Origin of the sequence: Flavisolibacter ginsenosidimutans (genome assembly GCF_007970805.1) — a bacterium.
GTDB lineage: Bacteria > Bacteroidota > Bacteroidia > Chitinophagales > Chitinophagaceae > Flavisolibacter > Flavisolibacter ginsenosidimutans.
Map to the genome: position 1 here is coordinate 627,902 of NZ_CP042433.1, position 18,377 is coordinate 646,278.

The window sequence follows — 18,377 nt, forward strand, 5'->3', positions numbered from 1 at the left end:
GTGCGCGGCGTTGTTCGGTTAAATTATATTTGCCGCATGAGAGCAACGGACGACACTTACCGTCACAAAGGACTGCGCAGAAAATTGGTAGAGACGGTACGAAGCAAGGGCATCACCGACGAAAACGTTTTGACTGCTTTAGAAAACATTCCCCGCCATTTTTTTCTGGATTCCGCCTTTGACGAAGTGGCTTACGAAGACAAAGCCTTTCCCATTGAAGCGCACCAAACCATTTCGCAACCCTACACCGTGGCTTACCAAACGCAACTGCTGGAAATAAAAAAGAACGACAAGGTTTTGGAGATCGGTACGGGCAGCGCTTACCAGGCCGCCGTGCTGGCCGAACTCGGCGCGAAAGTTTTCACCATCGAAAGGCAAAAGAAATTGTTTGATGCGAACAAGAATTTTCTCTGGATTAAAAAATACCACAACATCAAATTCTTCTACGGCGACGGTTACGAAGGCCTGCCCACTTATGCCCCTTTTGATAAAGTCATCATCACGGCGGCGGCGCCCATTGTGCCGCTGAAATTAATTCAGCAAATGAAAGTGGGAGGGATGATGGTGATTCCGTTTGGCAGCGGCGACGTGCAGGTGATGAAACGCCTGATTAAACAAGCCGACGGCAGCGTGAAAGAAGAAGTGTACGACCGGTTTAGTTTTGTGCCGATGTTGCAAGGGAAGAAGGATTAGTTGTTGAATCGGTGTGCATGTAAACCTTCCACATTGCAGAAAAATGGGGCAACAGCGATTCGTTCAGCTAAAACCAGTACATAGTTGTAATAATTATTCTGTTATTCGACACGTGCCCGTTAACCCCTTTTGACAATGCACCATTGGATGCTTGCTTTCGTCCTTTTAGTTATTTGCTGTTCCATTTGTAGCAATAAATGCTTCTATGTCTGCCTTTGTATGAGGTATTGTAATTGCTGTTATGATTTTATCAGGAAGAGGAATTTGCTTATCTGTTAACGATAAAGGCCTGTGCGCAATGATCGGCATTTCGCCCCGGTATACGTCAAGGTCAAAAATGCAAAGTGTTGGTAAGGTCTTTTTGTCGACAAGTTCGTCTACGTCTATTTGTAAGGTATCAGCATAATGTGCATACGGAGCTACAATCAATGACCGTGGATGATACCAATAGAAATTTGATGACATAGTATTCCCTTTTTGTCTTTGTGCGAAGACATCCACTAATATTCTTGCAAAACCATATTGTCCATTTGCAATTTTGAAAGCTATGATATCACCTTCTTTGATTTTAACGCTCAACCGTTTTTGGGAAAGTTCTTTACCTAACCAATCAAAATAATTAGCAGGTACTTTGCTTATGTAACTTGTTATCCATTTTTCAATGTCACTATAATTTTTGATGTCTCCATCTTCTGCAAAACTTCTAATAAAGAATACTTTTCTTTTATTGTCGTAAACATGAATGCCGCCTCCCCGAAAAGAAGCAGAGAACTGAATACCCGACCCCTTAAAATTTAGAATTTTAGAAACGGTCAACTTTTGCTCTTTGCCTCTTGCAGTTTTAGGCAGCAAAATTTGCCTGTATTTAGTTTCTATATCGGTGTCATATTCACAGTAACCAAAACTGTAGTCAAGAACCTTTACGATTCTGTCACCTTGATAATAAACAGTTGTTGTGTCCTTCAATTGTACTTTTTCGCAATTGTCAGTTACAGTAAGAAGTCCGAAATATCGTCTTTGATTATTTGTCAGCTCGTAAAGGGTCATAATAAGCTTGCGTGCAGCTCGTAAATATATGACACCTTTTTGCCGGCCAAAAAAAAGCTTAGCCTTCATTTTAAACCTTTTTGTCTTCGTTCACCGGATTGTCGGTGGGCGACCCATTGCATTCGCCATTCTAATCGCCGCCCTAAGTTTATCCGCTTCATTGGTTCATTTCCCGCACTCTCCTTATCTTCCCACTCTATTCCCTGCTTATGCGCATCATCCCTTTTATCGTCAGCACCGTCGTCACCGTTGCGCTTGTGTTTGCGCTCAACAAACGCTGGGGCAAGGTGCCTGATCTTGGCAATTTTCTTTCGCCGCAAACCGGCTTTTGGCAGGCTGCCGAAGGCGATGGCGAAGACCGCAACGAAAGCTTTTCTTTCCCGAGTCTGAAAGGCAAGGCCAGCGTTTATTTGGACGAACGCCTCGTGCCGCACGTCTTTGCCGACAACGACGAAGACGCCTATTTCGCACAAGGCTTTCTGCACGCAAAGTATCGCTTGTGGCAAATGGAATTGCAAACCTATGCCGCCGCTGGCCGCATTGCCGAACATCTTGGCAACGATCCGAAGTTCATCAATTTCGACCGCGAACAACGCCGCTCCGGAATGGTATATGCCGCCGAAAATGCCCTGAAGGTTTTTGAATCCGATCCTGAATCAAAAGCGAGCTGCGATGCTTACACCGCCGGTGTAAATGCTTACATCAACGGCTTAACGCAAAGCACACTTCCCATCGAATACAAATTACTTGGCTACAAGCCCGAACCCTGGAGCAATTTGAAAATCGCCTTGTTCTTAAAGCAAATGAGCAAAACGCTTGCGGGTTACGATGAAGATCTGGAGAACACAGCAGCAAAACCACGGTTAAGCTTTGAAGACCTCATGCAATTGGACAAACAAGTTCCGGATTCTTTGTTGCCCATCGTTCCGAAAGGAACGGCCTTTGATGCACCAAGCGTTGTGCCGGTAAAACCTGCCAATGCCGATTCGCTTTATTTTGAAAAAAGAGACACGGTAAAAGTTATACAGGTTTCAAAACCCAATCCGCTAAACGGTAGTAACAATTGGGTCGTAAGCGGAAAGAAAACGGCCAGCGGCGCACCCATTCTTTGCAATGATCCGCATCTTGAATTGACCTTCCCTTCCATCTGGTACGAAATGCAAATCACTACGCCGAACGTGAATGTTTACGGCGCAACTTTTCCCGGTTCGCCCAACGTTATTATTGGCTTTAACGACAACATTGCCTGGGGTGTAACCAATGCGCAACGCGACGTTCGCGATTGGTACGAAATTCAATTTAAAGACGACAGCCGCAAAGAGTATTTATACAACGGCAACTGGACGTCCACGCAGTTTCGCATTGATACCATTAAAGTGAAAGGCGCCGCCAATGTTTACGACAGCGTTGCCTACACCGTATTTGGTCCGGTGGTTTATGACAAAACATTTTCAAAAGAACTTTCAAAAAACAAAGCCCTTGCGCTGCGGTGGACCGCTCATGACGCATCAAACGAAGGCCTTACGTTTTACAAATTAAACCGCGCAAAAAACTACAACGATTACTTAGCCGCCATTAAAACCTTTACCACGCCGGGGCAAAACTTTGTGTTTGAAAGTCGGGGTGGTGACATTGCTATTTGGCAACAAGGCAAGTTTCCCGCACGCTGGTATGGGCAGGGCGTTTACCTGATGCGCGGAACGGACAGCAGCTATCAGTGGCAAGGTTTTATACCGCAAGCGGAAAATCCACACGCATTAAATCCCGAACGCGGCTTTCTGGAAAGCGCTAACCAGCGGCCCGTTGACTCAACCTATCCTTATTTCATTCCCGGTAATTACATCACGCCACGCGGCATTTCCATTGAAAGAAACCTTAGCCGCATGAACAACATTACCGTTGACGACATGAAGGCGTTGCAAAACAACGTTTATTCGGTGATGGCAGAAGACGCAAGGAAAATCTTGTTGCACAACGTAAACGAAAATACCTTGGATGCCGATGCCAAAAATTATTTGACAACCTTCAAAAGCTGGGATTTAAACACAAGCGCCGCATCCACCGGCGCAACGGTTTATCAAACCTGGATGGACAGTTTAAAGCAAGGGATATGGCGCGATGAATGGCAGCGTGATTCGTTGCGAAATCCTTACCCCACAGAAGAAACGCTGGTTGAATGGATTCACAAAGATTCTGCGTTTAAATGGATAGATGATGTAAGCACACCGCAGCATGAAACGCTTCGCGATGTGGTAACGCAGGCTTTTGAAAAAGCAGCGGCTCAACTAAAAAAAGACGAAGCTGCGGGCAAGCTGCAATGGGCGGCGCACAAAGACCCGATCATCTTTCACCTGCTCAAGGCAGCCGTTCCTTCTTTCTCCCGAAAGATACCCGTCGGCGGCTGGAGCAACGTGATCAACGCCGTTACAGATACACACGGTCCAAGCTGGCGCATGATTGTGCAGATGTCGTCGCCAACGGAAGCCTGGGGCGTTTATCCCGGTGGACAAGACGGCAATCCAGGCAGCAAGTTTTACGACAATTTTGTTGACACCTGGGCCACCGGGAAATATTACCGCTTGTGGATGATGAAAGAATCTGAGAAGAACGACAAGCGCATCATCGGTACGTTAAACTTTAATCGAGGATAAATTCAACCAAAATTCAAAACTAAAAAGCCAAAAAACCTAAGGCACTTACAGTTTTTACTTTTGCATTTTGACTTTTCAGTTTACTCATCGCAAGCCTTTGCCAAATGAAATTCTTACTCGCTATTTTACTCACCGCTGCTCTTGCTTTTCTCGCCGGATTGTATTCGCCCTGGTGGAGCATTGCCGTCATTGCTTTTCTCGTTGCCCTGCTTGTTAAACAGCCTTATGGCGTTGCGTTCGTCTCGGGCTTTGCGGGCATTTTTTTGTGTTGGGGCTTGCTGGCTTTTTGGATTGACATAAAAAACAACCACAACCTTTCGCACAAGATTGCGCAAATCATTCCTTTGGGCGGTTCACCGGTTTTGCTAATTTTAGTGACGGCCCTTGTGGGTGCGCTTGTCGGTGGTTTTGCTGCGGCAAGCGGCAGTTCGTTGCGACAGCGTTAGCGTCTTACTTCTTCCGAAACAAACCGTATGAACAAACTTTTCTGTTTGCTGGTTTTGGCTTGTTCTTCTTTGCAGGCGCAAGAAATAAAACCGGCAGTAGAAAAGTCTTCGCTTCGCTTTACGCTGCCCGGTGTGTTGAAAAAAGCGGGCATCAAAAAAGTCAAAACACTTTTCACCGACAGCCGTTCTTTAACCTGGATTGGAACCGAGAACGGACTTTATCGTTACGACGGCACGGCAACGGTTTACCTGCGCCATTACAACAACAAAGCGGAAACGCTACCATCAAACAACATCACCGGCATTGCCGAAGACAAGGAAGGAAGATTGTGGATTGGAACACTTGGCGGCGTGGCGGAACTCAACGCGTACAGTTTGCAATGCAAACGATACCGTCAAAAGGATGGCTTGTTGAAGACTGATTTCGACAACAAAGTTTTTGTAGACGCAGGTGGAAAAATTTGGACGGGCAATGCGGGTGGATTGGAATTGTACAACGCCAAAGAAAACCGCTTCACGCAGGTTTGGATCAACGAAGAATGGAAGGGCAAAAAATTATCGGCTTACGTTACCTGTCTTTGCGATTGGAAGGCCGACAGTCTTGTTCTCGGTACGTTCGTCGATTTGGTTGTGGTCAGCAAAAAAAATTTTGGCTTTCGCCGCATTGCTTTACCCAACGCTCCAATAACGGTGATGTCGCTTGCCGTTGATCCGTTTGGAAAACTTTGGTGCGGCACCTGGGGTTACGGTGGTTTTGTGTTCGACAAAGAACTTCAACATCCACAAAACATTCATTGGAACAAAAGCCTCGAAGGCAGCGGCATTCTTCGCAAACTTTCTCCCGTCAAAATTTCCAATGAAGAGAACATGCTTCTTGCCGTTGGCAACGGTCTTGTGCAACTGCCTTTTGACAAAGAAGGCAAACCGCAATTTCAAAAGGCTGTTTATTTTGAAGCGCCGCAGGAAACGGAATCCGTTTTTTCTTTTGACGCCGTTAACAGCAGTACAATGCTTGTTGCCGGTTCGGGCGGAATGGCAAATTTTTCCTTGCTATCCGACCGTTTTACCAAATTGCCCATCCCCGCAAAAGGCAGTTTGCAGGAGCCCTCGGAATTTACCCTCAACAACAATCATTATTTGGTGCAACCTACCTGGCACAGCGGGCAAGGCGTCTTTCTTGTAAACGAAGAAGCCGGCAGCTATAAACAGTTTACTCGTTTGCCTTTTGAAAGCAACGAAGGCACAAACGTTTCTTCCTTTTTACCCGACAATCGCGGACGATTTTGGTGCGCTTCGTTTGGGGGGGTAACCGTATTGGATACCAGGGGAGAACTGCTGTATGATTTTTCAAAAGCGAAAGGAGCCGATACCCTAACGCGGCGAAAAACAAATGGTCTTTTTATCCGCAACGATACCGTTTGGGTGCTTTGTTACAAAGCCGGCGTTGATTTGTACAATCTCGATTTTAAAAAGCTCGGTCATTTACAGGTCAATGGCCCGCCGCTTGCGGAAGGCCCGGTTTGGAAAATTTTTGGCGACGCCAAAAACCGCGTTTGGCTTTGCGGCAACGATGCATTATGGCAATACTTTCCCGGGCAAAAACAGTTTCAGCAAATTGATTTAAGCGAGGAGAAAACCGGCTGCATGGTGAACGACATTGCAGAAGGAAAAAACGGTCATTTGTTTGTAGCCACGCAACAAGGTTTGGCAGATTACAATCCGGAAAACGGCCGGCACCGTTTTCTTCGTTCGCCGCTTTTGCAAAAAGAAGACGAGGTTTATTCCGTAACATGCGACGCTGCGAACCGGCTTTGGTTCATCACGGCAAATCATCTTGTTTGTTACGATCCTGCAACAAACCATTTCACACTTTACGACGACAAAGACGGCATTCAAACAAAGTCCGAACTGCAATGGGTGAAATCGTTCGACGGTCATTGCTTTTATCTTTCGCAGAGTAACGGCGTGTACAGGTTTTACCCCGATCAATGGACCTCTTCCGGCGAACCGCCAAAGCTTGTTCTTCACCAGTTGCAAATAGCCGACAGCAATTGGGTTTACAGTCAACCGCCGTCAACGCTTAGCCTGGATTATAATCAAAATAGAATTTACGTAGAATACGACGGCATCAATTACGAGAACCCCGAGCAAAATACCTATGCTTCGCGTTTGCAGCCGCTGGAAAAAGAGTGGACGTTCTCGAACCGCAATTTTGTGCAATACAGCAATCTTTCTCCGGGTGATTATGTGCTTCGTTTAAAAGTATCCAACAACGCCGGACGATGGAGCGATGACTTCGTTTTGAACGTTCGCATTGCGCCACCGTTTTGGCTCACGTGGTGGTTTTTGCTGGGGACGGCTTTGATCTTCGTTGGCCTTTTAATTCTTATGGTTCGTTACATCAGCCAGCGAAACCTGCGCGAAAAAATTCTGCGGCTGGAGAAGCAAACGGCCATCGAAAAAGAACGCAACCGCATTGCGCAAGACATGCACGACGACCTGGGAAGCGGGCTTACTAAAATTGCCATCCTGAGTGAAGTAGCCAAAACACAATTAACCGGCAACGAAGCTGCCGTTACGCCGTTGGAAAAAATTTCTACTTCATCCAGAGAGCTTGTTGACAACCTGCAAGACATTATCTGGGTATTGAATCCGCGGAATGATTCATTGGAAAATACGGTTGCGTATTTGCGCGAATATGCTGTAAAGTTTTTCGAGTCAACCCAAACCGATGTACGCTTTCATTTTCCCGAAACAATTCCTTCACACAAATTATCCGAAGAGCAACGGCGCAATTTGTTTTTGGTGATGAAGGAAACGCTGAACAACGTGGCCAAACACGCAGCGGCCACAGTGGTCGAAATCAACATGCAGCTAAAAAACGACAGTCTGCAATTTGTTGTCTGTGACAACGGCAAGGGCTTTGAAACAAGAAACGTCCGTCAGTGGTCAAACGGGTTGCAAAACATGCGGCAACGCATGGAGCAGATTGGTGGAAGCTATTGCATTAAAAGCGAAGAAGGCGGGGGCACAACGACGATGATTGTATTGCCGCTTTAATCACCGGGGAACGACACAAACAAAATGCTCAGTAGCGATAAGAACGTACAAGAGTGCGACGCAACGAAAGTCCAATGGATAGATGAACTTCTGGCCCATAAAAATGATTGTGCTGAAAGAGTAATTAAAAGCCTTAAAGTTTCTCCGGCCCAAGTTCCCTTTAGGGACAGGGTTTATCTTTGGCCGATGTTTGCAAACTACACCTTCACGGCTGCCGACCGCTTTCTGCGTTACGTGCAGATTGACACGCAGAGCAACCCGCTTTCCGGCACGCAACCAACAAGCGAAAAGCAAAAAGACTTATCGCGTTTGCTGGTGGATGAATTAAAGGCAATGGGCCTTGCCGATGCGGAAATAGATGAATGGGGTTATGTGTACGCAACAATTCCGTCGAACACCAATAAAGACGTTCCAACGATTTGTTTCTGTGCTCACGTGGACACCGCACCTGATGCAAGCGGCAGCGGCGTAAAACCGATACTTCACAAAAGCTATAATGGCGAAGACATCGTTCTTCCTGATGACAAAACCCAAGTACTCCGCAAAGCTGATTTTCCGTATCTCGAAAGATTAATTGGGCACGACATCATTACCGCAAGCGGCACGACTTTGCTGGGTTCCGACGACAAAGCAGGCGTGGCGGAAATTATGGACGCCGCTAACTTTTTAATGACGCATCCCGACGCGAAGCACGGAAAGATTCGCCTGCTGTTTACACCCGACGAAGAAGTAGGGAAGGGTACGGCCAAAGTGGACATGAAAAAACTGGATGCGCATTTCGGCTACACGCTCGACGGTGGCGATGCGGGTTCGCTGGAAGACGAAACCTTTAGCGCCGACGGTGTGCAACTCATTATTCACGGCGTGATTACGCATCCCGGTTATGCAAAGGATAAAATGGTGAACGCGTTGAAAATTGCCGGTGATGTCTTGGCCTCGTTGCCGCGTGCCGAACTTTCGCCCGAAACCACCGAAAGCAAGCAGGGCTTCATTCATCCCGTTCGTGTGGACGGCATTGCGGAGAAGGCAACGATTGATTTTATTGTCCGCGATTTTGTGACCGATGGCTTAAAGAAGAAAGAAGATTTTCTGTTAGGCATTGTGGAGATGGTGATGGAAAATTACCCGGCGGCCAAGTTTGAATTGGCCGTAACGGAGCAATACCGCAACATGAAAGAAGTGCTTGACCAGCATCCGCAGGTAGTGAACTTTGCCAAAGAAGCTATTGAACGCAGTGGGCTTAAACTAAAAATGGAAAGCATTCGCGGCGGCACCGACGGCAGCCGTCTTTCCTTTATGGGTTTGCCTTGTCCTAATTTGTTTGCCGGCGAGCAGGCCATTCATTCCAAGCTTGAATTTATTTCGGTACAGGACATGAACAAGGCGGTTGAAACCATTGTGCATTTGGCGATGATTTGGGAAGAGAAAGGAGAACAAAAAGGTTAAGGGGTCCAATTGCTCATACGCTTGCCGGCGCTCATTTCAAAAAATCGTTTGTGGTGACGCGTGTGTATTCCGGTGAGCAATCGAAAAAGTAATTCAACAAGTTCATGTGTCCGGCACCGAAGATCACCAGGATTCTATCGGAAGGCTTGGTTTCAATGCGCTGGATGTTCCTGAAAATTTTCAGGTTCCGGCTAAACCAGCGGCCGGTTTCAAAATCAACGCCGGTAAAGTCATGCTCCTGCGACTCGTATTTGAAAAGGCCTGTCAAATAATTTCCCAGGCTCTTTTTTATGTTGGCTTCGTCGTTGGCTTGTTTTAATTCGGCTAAGATCCCTTTTGTTTTAAATACCGGTTCCCGCGCAAAACGTTTGGCTGCATCGGGATTGCTTTCAAAATAGCTCTCAAATTTTTTTGCTTCAATACTGTCTTTGCCGTAAACAATGTCGTTGATCCTGTTGTTGAAATTTCCCCACTCGTCAACGCAATAAAGTTTATTTAGTCCCAAACGTTTTGCCAGCCGAAAGCCGATCTGTTCTTCCTCGTTTCTTTTTAATGCATAATTTCCACGCAGGTATTGGCCAAAGGTTGAATCAGTTGCACGTTGTTCAGAAGGCCGCCTTTCAATGACAATAACTGTGGGTTTGAACCGCGAAATTTTGCCGACGATGTCCTCGATCTCATTTTGATACGTTGGTTCAAGAACGTCAATTTGGTCTTTCTTGCTGATCTGTTTTACATCGAGGTTTGGGAAATTAAAATGAAACATTCCCAACGTCATGACTTGCGGTTTTTTGGACTGCGCCGTGACGGCCAACGAGAACAAAGGCAACAGGATTGATAAAATTATTTTCATGTTTTTTTCGAGTAAAACGGGGAGTGCGGGATTTTGTTACAGGGTTTTAAAGAGAAGGCGACGGGAAAGCAGTGCTTCATGTGTGGCATTGACAGCAATGCAGTTGAAGCAAGTTAATCAAATGTCGTGTTCTTCGTCACCTAAATAGAGTTACGTCAAGCCATACTTGAAGCAATCAATGTTGAGCATCGTCTATCAAAGTTTTGCTTTCAACGCTTATTATGTGAATTTCACTTTCGCCAATGTTTTCTAATGCATGCGGTTGTAATGCTTCAGACCAAATAGCAGATGAAGGCAAAGGCGTTTGTAAAAAATTTCGAGAGTCAACGATAATATTTCCCTTAGCGTCATACCGGATGAAGTCCGACCAACTGATTACGTATAAGGAAGCCGGCCACTTGTGGGTGTGTACATTCGTAACCTCGCCGGGTGGAATTAACGTATCAATTACCCGAACGAAATCATTTTCCATTAATAGTTTATGGTGTTCAGGAGCCGATAACAATGCATCAAGTTCATCAGGCCAGCCGGTGGTATTTGAAGTATCGCTTGACATGTTTCGTAAACTACGAAAAACCTGGAAATTAGTTGAGCCCAACGAACAAGGCTTTGTGCTGCTGCGGTATTCAGTGTTTCGTCAGGCACTGAACCATAGTACAAAAATGATTTATCGGTGATAACAAATCCTTTTGCTCGATAGCGTTGAGTCACGCTGGAATTATTGATGATTAGCGTTAAGTAGCCGATAGTTTATTCCTTCGCCCCACTATTGCACAAAGCCGCCTGTTGTGCGTTCGCCTTATTTATCTATGATGTAAGCCTTGTGTTTTTCAAGCCTGGCAACTTGTGCTTTAAACGATGGCATGAACTGCACCAGTTCTTCAATCTTGCTCGTTGAAGAATTTAATACAGCAGTTGTCAACTTGTATTTGTCAAGGTTTTGCTGAAATATCAGGTTTTTGTCAATTGTTAGAAGGAGGTCAAAATTATGGTCAATACATAAGGTCATTAATTTGCCGTTCTTAATTCCGTTCCATTTCATGTCGGAAACAGTAAAAACTTCAAACTCCGTCAAATGAGATTTTAGTCTTTTCGTTACGCATTCGTCAAGCAAAATTTTCATTCAGTATTCCTGTTGATGTTTCGATTAGTCTTTGCGACATTTCCAAAACCTTTATTACCTGTTCCTTTTTCACGCCGTCAAAGTCTTCAAGGAATGTTTCAATCGTGTCACCGGTTTCCAGGTAATCAAAAAGATTTTTAATAGGCACACGTGTTCCGTAAAAAACAGGAGTTCCACCTAAAATTTCAGGGTCGATATTTATAACTCGTCCTTCCATTATCTTAAGAGTTAAACAAAGTAAAAATAAGAAGTTTTGTCTACCCGGAAGCCGTGAGAAAACGGTGATACACAACGAACAGAGCTTGCTGCTGTGGCGGTATTCCGTGGTTCGCCAGCCCTGGCTACTGTACAACAGCCAAATAGAATTACAAATGTTCAGCCCTTGTTCATCCAGCCGCTATAGCACAAAACCGATGTTGGTGGCTGGCGTTCAATATTCGGGATATTGTTCGTCAACCTTTGCATACTTATATCTTTTCCTCGCTACACTATCCAGCCGCTTGCTCTCTAACTTTTTTAATACATAGCCGAGGATGTGCTTTCCTTCTGCGCCTTCGGCAACTCTGCCAATGCTGGTGGTTGAGTCTACTGTTAATTGAATGTTGTCTGCTGTTGTCAAGCTATCTATTAGTCTGTAGTCAGCAATTGTTAGTATTGGTTCGGTAAAACCGCTTTTATCTAAATTGATGATGTTCTTAATGTCTTCCGAATTGTTATAGCTTTTAAGAAGTAAACTACGGAAATACGTCAACTTAAACTGGTCAACATAGATTTGCTTGAATACCTTTTTGTGTGAAGCCGAATTTCCTGAAGTCTTACAGTTCGAAAACAATAAACAGGTAATTGCCAAAACGCAATAAAACAGGTTGACTGTGCTTGTCCGTTTCTTGTTCACCATTTTACCAAATAGTTAAGCAGTTAAGTTCACTAAGCTTGCCACCAACACGTGAATTTATGCTATTGTCTGTGCCCTCCAAAAAAGTTCGCTATCTGGAAATGAAGCACTTAACGTTATACACTCCGTATTGTCGTTAGGACAATCCACCGCGTTATACATTTTGTATTGTCGCTAATTTTTTTCTCTCTCAATATCTTTAAGGAGTGAAAAAACACCCGACGATTCTCTTTTCTGTCCTTTTCCCTCTTTCTCTCTTTGCCCAAAACCTCCTCATGAACGGCGGCTTTGAAGACGAAAACATTTGTGCCGAGTACCAAAAGAACTGCGCACCCGAAGGGTGGATTTCCACTTCGCTTTATGCCGATTATTATTTTGACGATGCAGCCCACGCGGCGGAAGGCCGCCACTTTACGGGCTTGGTGCTGGGCAACAAAGACCGGCCCCAGTTGCGCAATTTCCTTCGAACGCGGTTGCTTTGCGGTTTGCGCGGCGGCGAAAAATACAAACTCCAATTTTACTTTCGTTCAACGCACAACGTCTTTGACTCGATTGGCATTTATTTTTCTTCCAAAGATTTCCTTTACCAAAAAGAAAGAATCGCGGCCAGCCGCCCGCAGCTTTTTATTCGTTCCGATACGGCTCTAAAACTTGTTGACGACTGGCAAAAAATAACGCTGGTTTATACGGCCACCGGTGAAGAACGTTTTTTAAACATCGGCGATTTTTCAAGCCGCGGACACGAAATCAAAACCGGCTATCCCGAAATAAAGGGCAATTATTATTTCTTTCTCGATGACTTCAGCCTCACACCGTTAAACCCATCGGAAAAATTGTGCAGCGATGCCGACAAGGTAAAAGAGGAAGAATATGCCTTTGATGCGCGGCACGACAAACTTGACCGGCTCATTTATTATTACACCAAGAATCCGCCGCCGCTGGAGCCGCTTTCAAAAACAATCTTGCAGCGCATTGACACCCTGGTGATTCCCGATGTATTGTTTGCCACCAACAGTTATGCGTTAACCGCATCGGCAAACGTTGTGCTGGATAATTTTCTTCGAAAAGCAATGGCTTTACAAGTTGATTCGGTTGTTGTAGAAGGCCATACCGACAGCCAGGGCAACAGCGGCTTAAATCAAAAGCTTTCCGAGAACCGTGCGGCTTCAGTGGCCCGTTATCTTCAGCCGCATCTTGCCGCACCAATAGTTACACGCGGATGGGCAAGCAACAAGCCGGTTGCCGATAACCGCAGCGTTGCTGGGCGACAGCAAAATCGCCGCGTTGAAATTTATTTTTACGTTCGTGAATAGGTATTTCCTATCTACCCGATATGCGATACCTTAACATCATCAAACCACTCATCATGATCCTCCTTCAAGACAACAACGGCGGCGCACTCTTCAACTTTATCAAAGATTTCTGGTGGCTGCTCATTCTTCTTTTCATCATCTTCAGCGGCTTGTTTACCATTAACCAGGGCTACGTTGGCGTTGTTACCATGTTTGGTAAATATCGCCGTGCGGCGAGGCCGGGCCTGAATTTCAAAATTCCTTTGCTGGAGCAAGTAATGAAAAAAATATCGGTACAAAACCGTTCCGTAGAAATGGAGTTCCAGGCCGTAACCATTGACCAGGCCAACGTCTATTTTAAAAGCATGTTGCTTTATTCGGTGCAAAACACTGATGAAGAAACCATCAAGCGGGTGGCTTTTGTTTTCATCAGCGACAGGGATTTAATGCAAGCGCTTACCCGAACCATTGAGGGCTCCATCCGGGCTTTTGTTGCCACGAAAAGACAATCTGAAATTTTAGGACAGCGCAAGGAAATTGTGGATTACGTAAAGGACCAGATTGACCATACGCTTGAGCAATGGGGTTATCATTTGCAAGACCTCCAAATCAACGACATCACCTTTGACAAAGCCATCATGGATTCAATGAGCAAAGTGGTTGCGTCGAACAACTTAAAAGCCGCCGCCGAAAACGAAGGGCAGGCGCTTCTCATTACCAAAACAAAAGGCGCTGAAGCCGAGGGCAACGCAATAAAGATTGCAGCAGAAGCCGAACGCGAAGCGGCACGTTTGCGTGGCCAGGGCGTGGCTTTGTTTCGTCAGGAAGTGGCCCGCGGTATGTCCGAAGCCGCCGAGCAAATGAAGCAGGCCAACCTCGATACGAATGTGATTCTTTTTAGCATGTGGACAGAGGCCGTAAAAAACTTTGCGGAATACGGAAGAGGCAACGTTATCTTTCTCGACGGCAGCGCCGACGGCATGGAAAACACCATGAGGCAAATCCAGGCACTGATGGTGAAACATGCCGGTACGAGTGCCAACGGCAACGATCTGGTCAAGAACTGATGACAGACGAGGGATGACAGATGACAGCAAAACGCCTCTGCCGTCATCTGTCATCAGTTAACTGTCATCTTCTCTTGCAACCTTTCCGCAATAATTTCATCTTTTACCGTTAATAAGGAAAACCAAATCACGCAGCATGACCGCCAACCTTCTTACTGTAAAAGCATTTCTGGACAAAGTCAAGAGCCTTGGCTTTTGGGGACGGTTGTTTGGCTGGACGGCGGTTCGGCATGATTTGGTGGATGCTGCTTCGGCACTCACTTCTCTGCAAAACGAACTTTCTTCTGCCCAGCAAAATATCGCTTCGGTGCAAATGCAGTTTTCGGTGTTGCAGGAGACGAAAAGAAATCTTGAAACACAGTTCCAAAACCTCAACAAAGAACTGGGAGCTTACAAGGAAAGAGCACAAAATTGCGAACGCGACTTGCAAGCCGTCCGGGAAGAAAATATCCAGTTAAAAAAAGAAGACGAGTTCAGGGCGCAAAAATATTCCGAAGAGATTGTTTCGTTGCAGGGCATAAAGCAACAGTTGCAGGAAGAACGGGCAAAAGAAGTGCAGCAACGCTACGAAGAAGAAGTGGAAAGATTGAAATCACTGAAGGAAACATGGGCTGCGCATCAAACGGACGTGCAAGGCCGCATGAAGCAGATTTGCCAAAAGCATACGTTGCATTACGTGGACAAAGCGCCGTTCAGGGGTGATCCGGATAACACGCTTTTTATTGCCGATGAATACGTGGTGTTCGATGCAAAATCTCCTGCCGGCGATGACTTAAAAAACTTCCCGCTTTATTTAAAAGCGCAGGCCGAAGGCGCAAAAAAATACGCAAAGCTTGACAGTGTAAAGAAGGATATTTTTCTTATTGTGCCCACCAACACGCTTCACTGCATTAAAGACTTTGTTTATAATCTTGCCGACTACGATGTGTACGTTGTTTCGGCCGATTCGTTGGAGCCGTTGATCCTCTCACTTTGCAAGATTGAAGACTACGAATTTGCCGAGCAACTTAGCCCCGAAGAAAGAGAAAACATCTGCCGCATCATTGGCAAATTTGCGCACCTGAGCAAACGCCGCATCCAGATTGATGCCTTTTTTGCGCGGCAGTTTATTGAGCTGGCTTACAAATGCGAGAACAGTTTGCCTGCCGATATTCACGAAAAAGTATTGGAGTTTGAACGTTCCGAAAAACTCAACCCGCCGCAGGAAAAAAGAGCAAAGGCCATCAACACAAAAGAACTGGAAAACGAGAACGGCAAGATTGAAACCGAAGTTGCGGCCAAAGGCGTGGCACTGCCCAACAACGACATCGCCGTTGTCTTGAATGAGTTAAGCCTGTACAAATAATTCCTACTTTCAAAGCATGAGAGTTTTTCTTTGCTTTCTGCTTTGCTTCACATTTGTTTCCTGTTCTCACTACAAACATCTTCACACAGCAACGCCAACTACACAACGCATCACCGGAACGGAATTTTACAAAACTGCTTTCCCTTTCAATTGGCAGCGGCGGGATTCCTTTGCAGTTCAGGAGATTCTTTCGGGCAATTTGCCTTCATTTCTTAAAAAATTTGTAGCCGTAAACGTTTCACTTTTCGATTCTTCTTCGGGTAAGGAAATAAAAGCAACCTACTACGTGATGCCTGATTATTTAAGCCTTGGTACTGATGATGATTGGGCGAGAGTTGACGTGACGCCGATGGCTGCGCAAAAGATTGCGGACAGTTTTCACTGCTTTCTCCCAACAAGAAAAATGGTGGACGACATTTACAAAGCCGCCAAAATAAAATTGGAGCCTGTGCCGATGTATGCCTTCCGCGACAGCACGCCAACCATGTACCAACACAACTTGATTATTGAAGGACAGCGGAGAGGGAAGAAAGGTTTGATTGCGGGAATAAAAAAAGATGTGGTGATCAGCGGAAAGCTTACACGAGATACAAAACCCAACCGCGTGGCTATCTACGGTTGGCACAAATTGGACGGCAAGCCAATTCAACCCTTGTACACAGGCCATGTAAACTGGTACGTTGATTACAGCCACGGCATTCGGTTTATTATGCAAATGATCAAAGTTGACGGCCGTTGGATGAATTACGTTGACGTGTTAAAACATCCGGTTTACAAACGCTTGTTGTGTGGTGAAGAATGGTGCGATGTTTATAAATATGCGTATTGAAAAACAAAAAAAATGCTTCAAAAATTTGAAGCATTTTAAAATTTATAAAGATTGGTTTCTTAGCGATAATAAATATCGCTCCACTTCAACTCGTTCTTGAATTGCAAGAGTTTTGTGGCTTCGTCAATCAACACGAACTCAATTCCGGCCATCTCGGCAAAATCTTCCAAATGCTCCGGTGTTAAATTCTGGCTGTAAGAGGTGTGGTGTGCGCCGCCGGCCAGAATCCACGCGGCACAAGCCGTTTGCATATCGGGTAGCGGTTTCCAAAGCACCCTTGCAACGGGAAGCTTCGGCAGATCGTGCTTTGGTTTTACGGCTTCTACTTCGTTCACCAACAGCCGAAAACGGTTGCCCATGTCAATGAGGGAAGCGTTCAACGCAGCGCCTGCGCCAACGTTAAACACAAGACGCACGGGATCGGCCTTGCCGCCAATACCCAAAGGATGAATTTCACACGAAGCCTTGCCGTCGGCAATGGACGGGCAAATCTCCAGCATGTGCGAACCCAACACCATTTCATTGCCGGGTTCGAAGTGATAGGTGTAATCTTCCATAAAAGAATTGCCGCCTTCCAAACCGGTTGCCATTACTTTCATCGCTCTTACCAATGCGGAAGTTTTCCAATCGCCTTCGCCGCCAAAACCGTAACCATCGTTCATCAATCGCTGCGAAGGAATGCCCGGCAATTGGGCCATGCCGTGCAGGTCTTCAAACGTGTCGGTAAAGCCTTTAAAGTTGCCTTGTTCCAAAAACTTGCGCATGCCCACTTCAATCTTTGCGGCTTCGCGAAGTGAATCGTGCTGCTTGCCACCTTTCTTCAGGCTGTCGGCAAGCTTGTATTCCGATGCATAGGTTTCGCACAGCGCATCAATTTCTGCATCGGTGCTTTGATTGATGACATCAACCAAATCGCCGATGCCGTGAAAGTTGACGGAATAACCAAATTTTAATTCGGCTTCTACTTTGTCGCCGTCAGTAACGGCTACAAAACGCATGTTGTCGCCAAAGCGAACGAAACGTGCGCCTTGCCAATCGTTCCAACCAGCCGCGGCACGGCACCAAACGTTGATGCGCTCTGTAACTTTCTCGTCCTTCCAATGGCCAACAACCACTTTGCGTTTCACTTTCAGCCTTGCGCAAATGTGACCAAACTCGCGGTCGCCGTGCGCCGATTGATTGAGGTTCATGAAGTCCATGTCAATGTCGCTCCACGGAATGTCGCGGTTGAACTGGGTATGCAGATGCAACAAAGGCTTTTGCAAAATCTTCAGGCCGTTGATCCACATTTTGGCAGGGGAGAAGGTGTGCATCCAGGCAATGATGCCGATGCAATTCTTCGCCGTATTTGCTTCGGCAATTGTGGCTGTAATTTCTTCGGTTGATTTCACGGTGGGCTTGAAAATTACCTGGACCGGAATGCTTTTGTGTGCATTCAAATACGCCGCAATTTCCTGTGAGTGTGCGGCCACTTGCTTCAGGGTTTCTTCGCCGTACAAATGCTGGCTGCCGGTTACAAACCAGACTTCTAAATTCTTTAAATCGTTCAACATGTTTTTGTTTTTGGGGTGGCCCATCCCGACCTTCCCGGTGGGAAGGCCATCCGCCGCACTGGGCTAGCTTTGCGACG

16 protein-coding genes are annotated in these 18,377 nt (G+C 45.9%); 9 read left to right on the forward strand and 7 right to left on the reverse strand.

Translation table 11 applies throughout. The annotated features are described in order from the left end of the window. Positions 1–36: 36 nt before the first annotated feature. Positions 37–693 (forward strand): protein-L-isoaspartate(D-aspartate) O-methyltransferase, encoded by a 657-nt coding sequence (locus FSB75_RS02490; protein ID WP_146782254.1) that lies wholly within the window; start codon positions 37–39, stop codon positions 691–693. 165 nt (positions 694–858) lie between these two features. Here the strand turns inward: FSB75_RS02490 and FSB75_RS02495 are convergent, their stop codons facing one another. Then, on the reverse strand, positions 859–1,809 hold the full coding sequence (locus FSB75_RS02495; protein WP_146782257.1) for an immunity 26/phosphotriesterase HocA family protein: 951 nt from the start codon (positions 1,807–1,809) through the stop codon (positions 859–861). A gap of 140 nt (positions 1,810–1,949) precedes the next feature. On the opposite strand from FSB75_RS02495, the gene FSB75_RS02500 reads away from it, so the two are divergent. The 4 genes from FSB75_RS02500 (at position 1,950) to pepT (ending at position 9,343) form a co-directional block, all read left to right on the forward strand. Beyond that, positions 1,950–4,391, forward strand: coding sequence for a penicillin acylase family protein (locus FSB75_RS02500; RefSeq protein ID WP_146782260.1), 2,442 nt, complete (start codon positions 1,950–1,952; stop codon positions 4,389–4,391). A 104-nt stretch (positions 4,392–4,495) separates the two neighbouring features. Beyond that, a complete protein-coding gene (locus tag FSB75_RS02505; RefSeq protein ID WP_146782264.1) occupies positions 4,496–4,837 on the forward strand; it encodes a hypothetical protein in 342 nt (113 codons plus the stop codon). Positions 4,838–4,864: 27 nt separating this feature from the next. Continuing rightward, the gene (locus FSB75_RS02510) at positions 4,865–7,897 is read left to right on the forward strand and encodes a sensor histidine kinase (RefSeq protein WP_146782268.1); all 3,033 of its coding nucleotides are present in this window, start codon (positions 4,865–4,867) and stop codon (positions 7,895–7,897) included. Between the two features lie 24 nt (positions 7,898–7,921). Then, a complete protein-coding gene (gene pepT / locus FSB75_RS02515; RefSeq protein ID WP_227990748.1) occupies positions 7,922–9,343 on the forward strand; it encodes a peptidase T in 1,422 nt (473 codons plus the stop codon). Positions 9,344–9,374: 31 nt separating this feature from the next. Here the strand turns inward: pepT and FSB75_RS02520 are convergent, their stop codons facing one another. From FSB75_RS02520 to FSB75_RS02540, 5 genes are all read right to left on the reverse strand, one after another. Further along, positions 9,375–10,196, reverse strand: coding sequence for a DUF5694 domain-containing protein (locus FSB75_RS02520; RefSeq protein WP_146782275.1), 822 nt, complete (start codon positions 10,194–10,196; stop codon positions 9,375–9,377). Positions 10,197–10,371: 175 nt separating this feature from the next. Beyond that, positions 10,372–10,752, reverse strand: a complete 381-nt coding sequence (locus tag FSB75_RS02525) for a hypothetical protein (protein ID WP_146782278.1) — start codon at positions 10,750–10,752, stop codon at positions 10,372–10,374. Between the two features lie 243 nt (positions 10,753–10,995). Continuing rightward, a complete protein-coding gene (locus tag FSB75_RS02530; protein WP_172623046.1) occupies positions 10,996–11,319 on the reverse strand; it encodes a DUF5615 family PIN-like protein in 324 nt (107 codons plus the stop codon). Then, positions 11,303–11,536 carry a DUF433 domain-containing protein gene (locus FSB75_RS02535; RefSeq protein ID WP_146782281.1) on the reverse strand — a complete coding sequence of 78 codons (234 nt, stop codon included), beginning with the start codon at positions 11,534–11,536 and terminating at the stop codon, positions 11,303–11,305. Before FSB75_RS02535 ends, FSB75_RS02530 begins: the two co-directional genes overlap by 17 nt. 213 nt (positions 11,537–11,749) lie before the next feature. Then, positions 11,750–12,217 carry a hypothetical protein gene (locus FSB75_RS02540; RefSeq protein ID WP_146782283.1) on the reverse strand — a complete coding sequence of 156 codons (468 nt, stop codon included), beginning with the start codon at positions 12,215–12,217 and terminating at the stop codon, positions 11,750–11,752. A gap of 272 nt (positions 12,218–12,489) precedes the next feature. Between FSB75_RS02540 and FSB75_RS02545 the strand changes: the two genes are divergently transcribed. The 4 genes from FSB75_RS02545 (at position 12,490) to FSB75_RS02560 (ending at position 16,747) form a co-directional block, all read left to right on the forward strand. Further along, a complete protein-coding gene (locus FSB75_RS02545) occupies positions 12,490–13,527 on the forward strand; it encodes an OmpA family protein (protein WP_146782287.1) in 1,038 nt (345 codons plus the stop codon). A gap of 53 nt (positions 13,528–13,580) precedes the next feature. Further along, positions 13,581–14,573 (forward strand): SPFH domain-containing protein, encoded by a 993-nt coding sequence (locus FSB75_RS02550; protein ID WP_146791751.1) that lies wholly within the window; start codon positions 13,581–13,583, stop codon positions 14,571–14,573. A gap of 136 nt (positions 14,574–14,709) precedes the next feature. Beyond that, a complete protein-coding gene (locus tag FSB75_RS02555) occupies positions 14,710–15,918 on the forward strand; it encodes a hypothetical protein (RefSeq protein WP_146782290.1) in 1,209 nt (402 codons plus the stop codon). A gap of 16 nt (positions 15,919–15,934) precedes the next feature. After that, positions 15,935–16,747 carry a hypothetical protein gene (locus FSB75_RS02560; protein ID WP_146782293.1) on the forward strand — a complete coding sequence of 271 codons (813 nt, stop codon included), beginning with the start codon at positions 15,935–15,937 and terminating at the stop codon, positions 16,745–16,747. Positions 16,748–16,806: 59 nt separating this feature from the next. Here FSB75_RS02560 and araA read toward each other — a convergent pair whose 3' ends face one another. Further along, positions 16,807–18,297 carry an L-arabinose isomerase gene (gene araA / locus FSB75_RS02565; RefSeq protein ID WP_146791753.1) on the reverse strand — a complete coding sequence of 497 codons (1,491 nt, stop codon included), beginning with the start codon at positions 18,295–18,297 and terminating at the stop codon, positions 16,807–16,809. Between the last annotated feature and the right edge of the window lie 80 nt (positions 18,298–18,377).